The sequence below is a fragment of the Mycolicibacterium nivoides genome (assembly GCF_003855255.1).
In the GTDB taxonomy this organism is placed as follows: Bacteria; Actinomycetota; Actinomycetes; order Mycobacteriales; family Mycobacteriaceae; genus Mycobacterium; species Mycobacterium nivoides.
In genome coordinates, this window is record NZ_CP034072.1 from 1,074,753 (window position 1) to 1,086,649 (window position 11,897).

Annotated in this window: 11 protein-coding genes; 9 read left to right on the forward strand and 2 right to left on the reverse strand. The window is 67.6% G+C overall.

The features are described 5' to 3' along the window. Nucleotides 1-102 precede the first annotated feature (102 nt). From moxR1 to EH231_RS05285, 6 genes are all read left to right on the forward strand, one after another. Nucleotides 103-1,266, forward strand: a complete 1,164-nt coding sequence (gene moxR1, locus EH231_RS05260; RefSeq protein ID WP_090425642.1) for a chaperone MoxR1 — start codon at nucleotides 103-105, stop codon at nucleotides 1,264-1,266. Beyond that, on the forward strand, nucleotides 1,263-2,207 hold the full coding sequence (locus EH231_RS05265) for a DUF58 domain-containing protein (RefSeq protein WP_090425644.1): 945 nt from the start codon (nucleotides 1,263-1,265) through the stop codon (nucleotides 2,205-2,207). Before moxR1 ends, EH231_RS05265 begins: the two co-directional genes overlap by 4 nt. Before the next feature lie 170 nt (nucleotides 2,208-2,377). Further along, complete coding sequence (locus tag EH231_RS05270; RefSeq protein WP_090425647.1) at nucleotides 2,378-3,385, forward strand: VWA domain-containing protein; 1,008 nt, start codon at nucleotides 2,378-2,380, stop codon at nucleotides 3,383-3,385. Nucleotides 3,386-3,469: 84 nt separating this feature from the next. After that, entirely contained in the window at nucleotides 3,470-4,246 is a 777-nt protein-coding gene (fabG1, locus tag EH231_RS05275) for a 3-oxoacyl-ACP reductase FabG1 (RefSeq protein ID WP_090425649.1), read from the forward strand. A gap of 62 nt (nucleotides 4,247-4,308) precedes the next feature. After that, the gene (inhA, locus tag EH231_RS05280; protein ID WP_044518324.1) at nucleotides 4,309-5,118 is read left to right on the forward strand and encodes an NADH-dependent enoyl-ACP reductase InhA; all 810 of its coding nucleotides are present in this window, start codon (nucleotides 4,309-4,311) and stop codon (nucleotides 5,116-5,118) included. Nucleotides 5,119-5,243: 125 nt separating this feature from the next. Further along, the gene (locus EH231_RS05285; RefSeq protein WP_124712014.1) at nucleotides 5,244-6,296 is read left to right on the forward strand and encodes a ferrochelatase; all 1,053 of its coding nucleotides are present in this window, start codon (nucleotides 5,244-5,246) and stop codon (nucleotides 6,294-6,296) included. Nucleotides 6,297-6,324: 28 nt separating this feature from the next. Here EH231_RS05285 and EH231_RS05290 read toward each other — a convergent pair whose 3' ends face one another. After that, complete coding sequence (locus tag EH231_RS05290) at nucleotides 6,325-7,182, reverse strand: Rv1486c family protein (RefSeq protein ID WP_090425656.1); 858 nt, start codon at nucleotides 7,180-7,182, stop codon at nucleotides 6,325-6,327. 57 nt (nucleotides 7,183-7,239) lie between these two features. Between EH231_RS05290 and EH231_RS05295 the strand changes: the two genes are divergently transcribed. Both EH231_RS05295 and EH231_RS05300 read left to right on the forward strand, forming a co-directional pair. After that, on the forward strand, nucleotides 7,240-7,674 hold the full coding sequence (locus EH231_RS05295; protein ID WP_090425657.1) for an NfeD family protein: 435 nt from the start codon (nucleotides 7,240-7,242) through the stop codon (nucleotides 7,672-7,674). 51 nt (nucleotides 7,675-7,725) lie between these two features. Beyond that, entirely contained in the window at nucleotides 7,726-8,925 is a 1,200-nt protein-coding gene (locus EH231_RS05300; protein WP_090425660.1) for an SPFH domain-containing protein, read from the forward strand. Nucleotides 8,926-9,103: 178 nt separating this feature from the next. On the opposite strand, the gene EH231_RS05305 is transcribed toward EH231_RS05300, so the two are convergent. Further along, the gene (locus tag EH231_RS05305) at nucleotides 9,104-9,859 is read right to left on the reverse strand and encodes a TVP38/TMEM64 family protein (RefSeq protein WP_124712015.1); all 756 of its coding nucleotides are present in this window, start codon (nucleotides 9,857-9,859) and stop codon (nucleotides 9,104-9,106) included. Nucleotides 9,860-9,997: 138 nt separating this feature from the next. On the opposite strand from EH231_RS05305, the gene mutA reads away from it, so the two are divergent. After that, a complete protein-coding gene (mutA, locus tag EH231_RS05310; RefSeq protein ID WP_164480779.1) occupies nucleotides 9,998-11,896 on the forward strand; it encodes a methylmalonyl-CoA mutase small subunit in 1,899 nt (632 codons plus the stop codon). Nucleotide 11,897 lies beyond the last annotated feature (1 nt).

Sequence of the window (11,897 nt, forward strand, 5' to 3'; positions counted from 1 at the left end):
ATCTGGAAGTGCCTGGAATAGTTGACGACGGGCACCCGATTGCCCGATAGAACAAGTTTGCAAGACGAGCGTTTTGTAGTCGAACACCGTGGGAGGAAGTTGATGACGTCACCGAGTGGACCGCCGCAGGGCGCCGGAGGTTATCCCGGTTCGAGCCCGGCGCCGGGCTTTCCGCCCGGGTCGACCGGCTCCCAGCCCGGGCCGGCTGCCCCGCAGGCCCCGACCAACGGCAGCCTGCAGGCCGAGGTGCACACCCTGGAACGTGCCATCTTCGAGGTCAAGCGGATCATCGTCGGCCAGGACCAGCTCGTCGAGCGGATGCTCGTGGGGTTGCTCGCCAAGGGTCACGTCCTGCTCGAAGGTGTGCCCGGTGTGGCCAAGACCCTCGCGGTCGAGACGTTTGCCAAGGTCGTCGGCGGCACCTTCGCGCGCATCCAGTTCACCCCTGACCTGGTGCCCACCGACATCATCGGTACCCGCATCTACCGGCAGGGCAAAGAAGACTTCGACATCGAGCTCGGCCCGGTGGTGGTCAACTTCCTGCTCGCCGACGAGATCAACCGTGCGCCGGCCAAGGTGCAGTCCGCGCTCCTCGAGGTGATGGCCGAGCGCAAGATCTCCATCGGCGGCAAGACCTTCCCGCTGCCCAGCCCGTTCCTGGTGATGGCGACTCAGAACCCGATCGAGCAGGAAGGCGTCTACGCGCTGCCGGAAGCCCAGCGTGACCGCTTCCTTTTCAAGCTCAACGTCGACTACCCGACGCCGGAGGAGGAGCGCGAGATCATCTACCGGATGGGCGTCAAGCCCCCGGAGCCCAAGCAGATCCTGAACACCGGCGACCTGCTGCGGCTGCAGGAACTCGCGGCCAACACCTTCGTGCACCACGCGCTGGTGGACTACGTGGTGCGGATCGTCACCGCGACGCGGGAGCCCGAGAAGTTCGGCATGCCCGATGCGAAGGCGTGGATCGCCTACGGTGCCTCCCCGCGTGCCTCGCTCGGCATCATCTCGGCGGCCCGTGCGCTGGCTTTGGTACGCGGCCGTGACTACGTCATCCCCCAGGATGTCGTCGAGGTGATCCCCGATGTGCTGCGCCACCGCCTCGTGCTGACCTACGACGCGCTGGCCGACGAGGTCTCGGCTGAGACCGTGGTCAACCGAATCCTGCAGACGGTTGCCCTGCCGCAGGTGAATGCGCTTCCGCAGCAAGGGCATTCGGTTCCGCCAGCCGTACCTGCCGCGGCCGGCGCGGCGGGTGGTCGGTGACCAGTTCCCGACGCACCGTCGACCTGCCGTCTCTGAAGCGCGGGGAGATTCGGGACCCCGCATTGACGGCGGCGTTGCGCAAGCTTGAGCTGACGGTGCGGCGCAAGCTCGACGGAGTTCTGCACGGCGACCACCTCGGTCTGATCCCGGGTCCGGGATCAGAGCCGGGGGACTCGCGGATCTACCAGCCCGGCGACGACGTGCGCCGGATGGACTGGTCGGTGACGGCGCGGACGCAGACGCCCCACGTGCGACAGATGATCGCCGACCGCGAACTGGAGACCTGGCTGGTCGTCGACATGTCGGCCAGCCTGGACTTCGGTACCGCCGGTTGCGAGAAGCGTGATCTGGCTGTGGCGGCCGCGGCTGCGATCGCGTTCCTCAACAGCGGTGGCGGCAACCGGATCGGCGCGATCATCGCCAACGGGGACACCGTGCGCCGGGTCCCGGCATTGAGCGGGCGGCTGCACGAGCAGGAGTTGCTGCGGGCGATCGCGACCACCCCGAAGGCTCCGACCGGGGTGCGGGGCGACCTGGCCGGCGCCATCGACGCGCTCCGTCGTCCCGAGCGCCGCCGCGGCATGGCGGTGATCATCAGTGACTTCCTCGGTCCGATCAACTGGATGCGCCCGCTGCGCGCCATCGCCGGGCGCCACGAGGTGCTGGGGATCGAGATCCTCGACCCGCGCGATGTCGAGTTGCCTGCTGTCGGCGATGTGGTGCTGCAGGACACCGAGACCGGTGTCACCCGCGAGTTCACCATCGACGAGCAGTTGCGCAGCGATTTCGAGCGGGCCGCCGCGGCCCATCGCGAGGAAGTGGCCCGCACATTGCGGCGTTGTGATGCACCGCTGCTGAGCCTGCGCACCGACCGGGACTGGATCGCCGATGTGGTCCGGTTCGTGGCGAACCGGCGGCGCGGCGCCCTGGCCGGCCGATGAGCGCTTGCGCGAAGAGGAGACAGCAGCGATGAGCGCTTGCGCGAAGAGGAGACAGCAGCGATGAGCGCTTGCGCGAAGAGGAGACAGCAGCGATGAGCGCTTGCGCGAAGAGGAAACGGCACAGATGACTGAAAGCTTGATCAGCAATCAACCGAAATGACTTCTAGCACATGACTTTACCGATTCTCGGTCCGATGAGCCTGACAGGCTTCGCGCACCCGTGGTGGTTCCTGTTCCTCTTCGTGGTACTGGGCCTGTTGGCGTACTACGTCATCGTGCAGCGCGCGCGGAAGCAGCGGATTCTGCGGTTCGCCAACATGGAGCTGCTCGAAAGTGTGGCGCCCAAGCAGCCGACCCGGTGGCGGCATCTGCCTGCCGCGCTGTTGGCGGTCTCGCTCGTGCTGCTGACTGTGGCGATGGCCGGCCCCACCCATGATGTGCGGATTCCGCGAAACCGTGCTGTGGTGATGCTGGTGATCGACGTGTCGCAGTCGATGCGTGCCACCGACGTCGCGCCCAGCCGGTTGGCCGCCGCCCAGGAAGCCGCCAAGCAGTTCGCCGATCAGCTCACCCCGGGGATCAACCTGGGCCTGATCGCCTACGCAGGCACGGCCACGGTGCTGGTACAGCCGACCACCAACCGCGAGGCCACCAAGAACGGCCTGGACAAGCTGCAGTTGGCCGACCGGACCGCAACCGGTGAAGGCATCTTCACGGCGCTGCAGGCGATCGCCACCGTGGGTGCGGTGATCGGCGGCGGTGACGAGAAGCCGCCCGCGCGCATCGTGCTGATGTCCGACGGCAAGGAGACCGTGCCGTCCAACCCGGACAACCCCAAGGGTGCCTACACCGCGGCGCGCACCGCCAAGGACCAGGGCGTGCCGATCTCCACGGTGTCCTTCGGTACGCCCTACGGCTACGTCGAGATCAACGATCAGCGCCAGCCGGTGCCGGTCGACGACGAGATGCTCGGCAAGATCGCCAAGCTGTCCGGCGGAGACGCCTTCACCGCGTCCAGCCTGGAGCAGCTGAAGCAGGTGTTCACCTCGCTGCAGCAGCAGATCGGCTACGAGACGATCAAGGGCGACGCCAGCCTTGGTTGGCTGCGGCTGGGGGCATTGGTGCTGGCGCTGGCCGGTGTGGCGGCCCTGTTGATCAACCGCAGACTGCCCGGCTAGGACGCGATCCGGCCCGCGCGGTCGCCGGTCGTCACGGGTGATGCGATTTTCAGACCGTGCTGGTGAGGAGATAAGTTGGCGGGCATGAGTGACAGCGTCGCCACCGAGAATGCCACCGAAAGCCCCACCGCAGAATCCGGCGGCCGACCGGCATTCGTCTCCCGCTCCGTGCTGGTCACCGGTGGAAACCGGGGGATCGGCCTTGCGATCGCACAGCGCCTGGCCGCCGACGGGCACAAGGTGGCCGTCACCCACCGCGGATCCGGAGCGCCCGAAGGGCTGTTCGGCGTCGTGTGCGACGTCACCGACAACGAGGCCGTCGATCGCGCGTTCAAAGAGGTCGAAGAGCACCAGGGTCCGGTCGAGGTTTTGGTGTCCAACGCCGGTATCTCCCAGGACGCGTTCCTGATGCGGATGACCGAGGAGCGGTTCGAGAACGTCATCAACGCGAACCTCACCGGGGCGTTCCGGGTGGCGCAGCGGGCCTCGCGCAGCATGCAGCGCAAGCGTTTCGGCCGGATCATCTTCATCGGCTCGGTCTCGGGCATGTGGGGCATCGGCAACCAGGCCAACTACGCGGCGGCCAAGGCCGGCCTGATCGGCATGGCCCGCTCGATCTCCCGGGAACTGTCCAAGGCTGGTGTCACCGCGAACGTCGTGGCCCCCGGCTACATCGACACCGAGATGACCCGTGCCCTCGACGAGCGGATTCAGGCGGGCGCACTGGAATTCATCCCGGCCAAGCGGGTCGGCACCGCAGACGAGGTCGCCGGTGCGGTCAGCTTCCTGGCGTCCGAGGATGCCGGCTACATCGCCGGTGCGGTGATCCCGGTCGACGGCGGCATGGGTATGGGGCACTGACCCAAAAGCGCTGGACAACACGAACTTTCGCATAACTCTTCACCGAAGTAGGAGTCAGGACAATGGCAGGTTTGCTCGAAGGCAAGCGCATCCTCGTCACGGGGATCATCACGGACTCGTCGATCGCGTTCCACATCGCCAAGGTGGCCCAGGAGGCCGGCGCTGAGCTGGTGCTCACCGGATTCGACCGGATGAAGCTGATCCAGCGCATCGCCGACCGGTTGCCCAAGCCGGCACCGCTGCTCGAGCTCGACGTGCAGAACGAGGAGCACCTGGCAAGCCTGGCCGGACGTATCGGTGAGGTCATCGGTGAGGGCAACAAGCTCGACGGTGTGGTGCACTCGATCGGCTTCATGCCGCAGACCGGCATGGGCGTCAACCCCTTCTTCGACGCCCCCTACGAGGACGTCGCCAAGGGCATCCACATCTCTGCGTACTCCTACGCCTCGCTGGCCAAGGCCACGCTGCCGATCATGAACGAAGGCGGCAGCATCGTCGGCATGGACTTCGACCCGACCCGCGCGATGCCGGCCTACAACTGGATGACGGTGGCCAAGAGCGCACTCGAGTCGGTCAACCGGTTCGTCGCCCGTGAGGCCGGCCCGTTCGGTGTCCGCTCCAACCTTGTTGCGGCGGGACCGATCCGGACCCTGGCGATGAGCGCCATCGTCGGCGGCGCACTGGGTGCCGAAGCCGGGGATCAGATGCGGCTGCTCGAGGAGGGCTGGGATCAGCGTGCGCCGGTCGGCTGGAACATGAAGGACCCGGAGCCGGTGGCCAAGACCGTGTGTGCGTTGCTGTCGGACTGGCTGCCCGCCACCACCGGCACCATCGTCTACGCCGACGGCGGCGCCAGCACCCAGCTGCTGTGATGAGCGCCTGCGCGCGGAGCCGACGGCTCTGACTTGTTTTTCGCCGACACCGCGTTCCGGCAGGTGTGCCACTCGCACAAATCCTGTCGGAGTGCGGTTTCGCGGTTGAAAGGAGAGGCACCCAGATGAAGATTGATGAGCCGCTTGCGCGACGATCATCAAGCTTTGACGCCGTTCTGCTGCTGTCCTTCGGGGGACCGGAGGCGCCGGATCAGGTGATGCCGTTCCTGGAGAACGTGACCCGGGGGCGCGGCATCCCCGCCGAGCGCCTGGCCGACGTCGCCGAGCACTACCTGCATTTCGGTGGGGTGTCGCCGATCAACGGGATCAACCGGGCACTGATCGAGCAGCTGCGGGCCGAATTGCCCGGGATGCCGGTCTATTTCGGTAACCGGAACTGGGATCCCTATGTCGAGGACACCGTTACGGCGATGCGTGACGACGGAGTTCGGCGGGCGGCAGTGTTCACCACGTCGGCCTGGGGTGGATATTCCAGCTGCACCCAGTACGTCGAGGACATCGCCCGGGCCCGGGCTGCGGTGGGCGACCAAGCCCCCGAGCTCGTCAAACTCCGCCAGTACTTCGACCATCCACTGCTGGTGGAGATGTTCGCCGACGCGATCGCGGCAGCGGCAGCCACATTGCCGCCCGAGCTGCGCGGCGAGGCCCGGTTGGTATTCACCGCGCACTCGGTGCCCATCGCCGCCGATGAGCGGCACGGCCCGCGGCTCTACAGTCGTCAGGTCGGCTACGCGACGCGGCTGGTGGCCGCGGCCGCGGGCTACCAGGACTTCGACCAGGTGTGGCAGTCGCGGTCGGGTCCGCCCCGGATCCCGTGGCTCGAACCCGACGTCGCCGATCACCTGACCGCATTGGGCCAGAAGGGAACCCGGGCGGTCATCGTGTGCCCGATCGGGTTCGTCGCCGACCACATCGAGGTGGTGTGGGATCTGGACTACGAGCTGCGACTGCAGGCCGAACAAGCAGGTATCGCCTTCGCGCGGGCCAGCACCCCGAACGCCGACAGGCGTTTCGCTCGGTTGGCCGCCGGGTTGATCGATGAGCTCCGCACCGGTGCGGAGCCGCTGCGGGTTGCCGGTCCTGATCCGGTGCCCGGCTACGGATTCAGCGTCAACGGTGCGCTGTGCTCACCGCGCTGCTGTGGCACGCCGTCCTAGTACGCGAACCACCTGAGGCCCGGAAAAGTCAGTCCCGCCAAGCGGATTGCAGGATCGCCTCGAGTGCGGCCAGTCGTGCCGAGCGGACCACCCGGTCCAACGGCCTCATGGCATCGCCGGCGATCTGGACCTCCGAGGAACTCTGCAGGCCGATCGGCATCAGCCCCGAGCTCACCGTGATGATCGCTTCCACGTGGGCGGCGTTCTCCAGCACCCGCACGGCCCGGGTCGGGGCATGGTCCGGGATCGGGTGCATCCGGCCGGCCTCGAGGATGTCCTCCACCATGCCGCGCGGGTCGTCGATGTCGATACCGACACCGGCCCGCAGCGCGACCAGGGTGTCGGCGGCCGAGCGCACCGCCGCCTTCAACTCGTACTCGGCCTCGCCGAGGTCGTAGTGCTGCGGCGGTGGCAGAACCGGCAGTGAGTACACCGTCCACGACAGTGCCCGCGGTTCGGGCGCCAACGTGGATTCGGTTTCCACGTCATCGAATTCGAAATACTCGAACTCCGGCACCAACCCGACGCCGTCCAGCTCGTCATGGGTCACCAGCACCGCTTCGCCGACCGCCAGCGCATCCCGCTGGAACTGCGAACCCGCAGGCAGACCGCGGACGTCGCCGGGAACCGGCAGGGCCACCCTGATCGAGGGCCTGGTGCCGGATCTGCCGACGGCGGTGCGGAGGGTCTGCAGCAACGACACCGAACCGGAGTCCTCCAACTCCGGCCAGGGCAGGCTGGTTCGGACCGCCGCCTGCGAGTCATAGGCGGTCACAGAATGCATTGGTGCCCACTGGGATAACGCGTCGAGGACGTCGTCGGGCGCGGCCGCGCCGGCAAGCCAGGCGTTGGCCCACATCGAGAGAGTTGCACTTGGACACCACATGATCCTGGCAGTGTAATTGTCGGTCGCCGATCAGGCCTGATTCGCTAGGGTGGGCGCATGCCCCTACCGCTGATCTGGCTCATCCTGGCGCTGGGACTCGCCGGGGCAGAAGCGCTGACCGGCGACATGTTCCTGCTCATGCTGGCCGGCGGGGCACTGGCCGCGAGCGGATCGAGTTGGCTGTTCGACCTGCCTCTCTGGGCTGACGGTGCGGTGTTTCTCGTGGTGTCGGTGCTGTTGCTGGTCTTGGTCCGGCCCGCGTTGCGGCGCCGTTTCGAGGCCGGACGAGGACTTCCCGAGCCCGTCAAGGCGCTCGAAGGCAAGACCGCACTGGTGTTGGATCGGGTGGCCCAGCACGAAGGGCAGGTCAAGCTGGATGGAGAAGTCTGGACGGCGCGGCCCCTCAACGACCACGATGTGTATGAACCCGGTGAGCATGTGACCGTGGTCAGGATCGACGGCGCCACCGCGGTGGTCTTCAAGGCGATGTAGTGCCTCTTCAATACGATTTCGAAACGACGTAGCCCCAGGGAGGGATTCACCATGGAAGGTGCCGTAGCCGGGCTGGTCTTGTTGCTTGTGCTGGTGGTGTTCGCGATCATCGTCGTGGCCAAATCGGTCGCGCTCATTCCCCAGGCGGAGGCCGCGGTGATCGAGCGCCTCGGCCGCTACAGCCGCACCGTCAGCGGGCAGCTGACGTTGTTGGTGCCGTTCATCGATCGGATCCGGGCGCGCGTGGACCTTCGCGAACGGGTGGTGTCGTTCCCGCCCCAACCGGTGATCACCGAGGACAACCTGACCCTCAACATCGACACCGTGGTCTATTTCCAGGTCACAAATCCGCAGGCAGCGGTGTACCAGATCAGCAACTACATCGTCGGTGTGGAACAGCTGACCACGACCACGCTTCGCAACGTCGTCGGCGGCATGACCCTGGAGCAGACGCTGACCTCGCGCGACTCGATCAACGCTCAGCTGCGCGGTGTGCTCGACGAGGCGACCGGCAGGTGGGGGCTTCGCGTCGCCCGGGTGGAGCTGCGCAGCATCGACCCGCCGCCGTCCATCCAGGAGTCGATGGAAAAGCAGATGAAGGCCGATCGTGACAAGCGGGCCATGATCCTCACCGCCGAGGGTGTGCGGGAATCCTCGATCAAGCAGGCCGAGGGCCAGAAGCAGTCGCAGATCCTGGCGGCCGAGGGCGCCAAGCAGGCCGCGATCCTGGCCGCCGAGGCCGACCGGCAGTCCCGGATGCTGCGGGCCCAGGGCGAGCGGGCCGCTCAGTACCTGCAGGCCCAGGGGCAGGCCAAGGCCATCGAGAAGACCTTCGCCGCGATCAAGGCGGGCCGGCCCACCCCGGAAATGCTGGCATATCAGTACCTGCAGACGCTGCCGCAGATGGCCAAGGGGGAGGCGAACAAGGTCTGGCTGGTCCCGAGCGACTTCGGTGCGGCGTTACAGGGTTTCACCAAGATGCTGGGGGCGCCCGGCGAGGACGGCGTCTTCCGGTACACACCGTCACCCGTGGACGAGGATCTGCCGAAGCCCGAGGACGACAGCGACGAGGTCGCCGAATGGTTCAACACGGAGACCGATCCGGAGATCGCCCGGGCCGTCGCCAAGGCCGAGGCCGAAGCTCGGGCCACCACTCCGCCGCTGAGTGCCAGGCCGCCGCAGTCGTCGTTGGAGACCCCGCCGGCGACCCTGCCCAACGAACTGGAGGGTGGCGTGCACCGCGCGCAGTAGCACCGGTGCGTCAGCGATTCGGCCGTAGCCGGATCTCGACCATCGGCAGCGGTGTGTCTGTCTCGACGATCGGTCAGGACCTGGTCGGCGCGGCGCTGGTCGAGGACATGGGCGTTGCCGGACACCGGCCGGTGACTGCCGAGCCGGTGCGCTCATGGGTCGTCTCCGCTCGCCCCGTTCACGGCTCCGTGAAGGTGCGTGGAATGTCGACTGGTTGCGCTGTGTCGGGCTGCAGGTGCGCACGCTCGCGGTGATGGAGGCGCATCTCGTAGACCAGTCCGGTCACACCGAGCGCGGCGGTGCTCAGCGACACCATGATCAGCGCCGGGCTGATGTTCCCGGTCAACGCATCGCCCAGAATGACGACCGCTGCCGTGCCGGGGAACAGCCCCACCAGTGTCGCCAAGGTGTAGGGCACGACCCGCACGGCGGACGCGCCGGCCGCATAGTTCAGCACCGAGAACGGCACCGCCGGAATCAGCCGCATGGACAGCACCACCGGCCAGCCACGCCGCCGCAGCCGGGTATCCAGTGAGTCGATCCGGGGATGGGGCAGCAGCCGGTTGAGCTGCCAGCCGGCCGCGCGGATCAGGAACAGGGCCAGCACCGCACTCACCGCACTGGCTGCCACCGCGATCGCCACGCCCAGTACGGGGCCGAACAGCAGGCCTGCGGCCAGGGTGAAGGCGGTGCGGGGGAACGGGAAGACCGTCACCACGATGTGGGCGCCGAGGAAGGCCAGCGGGAACCAGGGCCCGACCGAGGTGGCCCAGTCCCGCATCTGCATCGCTGTCGGCAACGGAATCAGCACGGCAACTGCGACGAGAATCACAATGCCGGCCAGTAGGCCCACGATCCGCCGAGGTGGCAGCTGGGAAGCCGTCGCGATCACCGCGGCGCGCACCACGCGCAGGGTTCTGACGACGGGTTTCACGTCATACAACAGTACGGGCCGCCGGCACGGAACACCGGTGGGCGCCGCCGTGAGTCGACCGACCAGCGGTCAGCGCCGTGATGGCGATCATTTAGCCTGAGGGGCGAGTGGGTAGGTCACACGCTGCGATAACAGGAGATGCGGGTGTCGTTACAGGGGACTAGTGCGGTCGAGTCGGACCGTCAGCAGTGGCGGACGGCCGTCGCCGGCGTGCTGGCCAAGAGCAGTCGGCGGGACGTCGCCGATCTGCCTGCCGAGCCGGAGCGCCTACTGGATTCGCAGACCTATGAGGGTTTCGCCATCCGGCCGCTCTACACCAGCCTGGACGCGCTTCCGGAGACCACCCTGCCGGGGCAGTGGCCGTTCGTGCGCGGCGGCGACGCCCTTCGGGACGTGAAGTCCGGCTGGAAGGTCGTCGAGAGCTTCCCCGCTGTCGCGGGTAGCGCCGTGGGCACGGTCAACGGTGCGGTGCTGGTGGCGCTGACCGAGGGTGCCAGCGCGCTGGCCGTGCGGGTCGGCGGCGAGGACGGTGTCGCTCTGGTTGAGCTGGAGCGTCTGCTGGACGGCGTGTTCCTGGATCTGGTTCCGGTGATCTTTGAAGGCGTTGCGAACACCGCAGCGGATCTGGCCGCCGTCGCCGACGCGGTGCTGCCTCTTCTCGAAGACCTTGACGACGACCAGCGCTCGCGGTTGTCGATCGACCTGGGTGTCGACCCGCTGACCGCGCCGCTCTCGGGGCAGTCCGCCGTCGGCGGAGCCGAAAATTCAGCCACGACCGATGACTCGGACTTACTCGCCACCGTCGCCAAGCTCACCGGCCACGGCGGTGGAGTGCGGGCGATCACGGTCGACGGCCCGGCGTTCCACAACCTGGGCGCCAGTGCGGCGTGGGAGCTCGCCGGCTCGATTGCCGCGGCGGTCGCCTACCTGCGGATCCTCAACGATGGCGGAGTAGCGGCACCGGATGCGTTGCGGCAGATCAGTTTCCGGTACGCCGCCGATGACGATCAGTTCATGACGATCGCCAAGTTGCGTGTCGCGCGGCAGCTCTGGGCCCGGGTCGCCGAGGTGGTCGGTGCCGCGGATGCCGGCGCCGCCCGGATCCATGCCGTGACCTCGCTGCCGATGATGACCCAGCGGGATCCCTGGGTGAACATGCTGCGCACCACGCTGGCCGCCTTCGCGGCGGGCGTCGGGGGAGCCGACACCGTGCAGGTGCACCCGTTCGACGCGGTGATTCCCGACGGCCTGGACGGGACGTCGGCGAGTTTCGCCCGCCGCATCGCCCGCAACACCCAGCTGCTGCTGCTCGAGGAATCGCACATCGGTCAGGTGCTCGACCCGGCCGGTGGCTCGTGGTTTGTCGAAGACCTGACCGCGCAGCTCGCCGAACAGGCCTGGGCGCATTTCCAGGACATCGAGGCGCGCGGCGGATTCGTCGCGGCCCGCGACTACGTCGCCGCCCAGATCGCCGAGGTCGCAGCTCGGCGCAGTGCCGACATCGCGCACCGCCGCACTTCGATCACCGGTGTCAACGAATTCCCCAACCTCGACGAAAAGCCGCTCCCGCAAAGTGGTTCGGTGTCCTCGATCGCTCGGTACGCGGCCGGATTCGAGGCGCTGCGCGACCGCTCGGACGCGTTCCTGGCAGCGACCGGTGCCCGTCCCAAGGTTCTGCTGCTGCCGCTGGGACCGCTGTCCGAGCACAACATCCGCACCACGTTCGCGTCGAACCTGTTGGCGTCCGGCGGAATCGAGACGGTCAACCCGGGAGTCCTGGACGCAGCCGCGGTTGCCGGGGCGGTGGCAGAAGCCGGGGCCCCGACGGTGGCGGTGCTGTGTGGAACCGATGCCCGTTACGGCGCTGAGGCGTCCGGCGTGGTGGCGGCCGCACGTGCTGCCGGTGTCCGTCAGGTGTTGCTCGCCGGCCCGGAAAAGGCTGTCGCCGAAGCCGACTCGAAGCCCGACGGATATCTGACCGCGAAGATCGATGCGGTCGAAGCCTTGTCGAACCTCCTCACCGGACTGGGGGCCTGAG

What these genes read in the sequence shown, in the direction of transcription:
- mutA (WP_164480779.1), top strand. Translation starts at nt 9,998, where the DNA reads ATGCGGGTGTCGTTACAGGGGACTAGTGCGGTCGAGTCGGACCGTCAG.
- fabG1 (WP_090425649.1), top strand. Translation starts at nt 3,470, where the DNA reads ATGAGTGACAGCGTCGCCACCGAGAATGCCACCGAAAGCCCCACCGCA.
- inhA (WP_044518324.1), top strand. Translation starts at nt 4,309, where the DNA reads ATGGCAGGTTTGCTCGAAGGCAAGCGCATCCTCGTCACGGGGATCATC.
- EH231_RS05295 (WP_090425657.1), top strand. Translation starts at nt 7,240, where the DNA reads ATGCCCCTACCGCTGATCTGGCTCATCCTGGCGCTGGGACTCGCCGGG.
- EH231_RS05290 (WP_090425656.1), bottom strand. Translation starts at nt 7,182, where the DNA reads ATGTGGTGTCCAAGTGCAACTCTCTCGATGTGGGCCAACGCCTGGCTT.
- EH231_RS05300 (WP_090425660.1), top strand. Translation starts at nt 7,726, where the DNA reads ATGGAAGGTGCCGTAGCCGGGCTGGTCTTGTTGCTTGTGCTGGTGGTG.
- EH231_RS05270 (WP_090425647.1), top strand. Translation starts at nt 2,378, where the DNA reads ATGACTTTACCGATTCTCGGTCCGATGAGCCTGACAGGCTTCGCGCAC.
- EH231_RS05285 (WP_124712014.1), top strand. Translation starts at nt 5,244, where the DNA reads ATGAAGATTGATGAGCCGCTTGCGCGACGATCATCAAGCTTTGACGCC.
- moxR1 (WP_090425642.1), top strand. Translation starts at nt 103, where the DNA reads ATGACGTCACCGAGTGGACCGCCGCAGGGCGCCGGAGGTTATCCCGGT.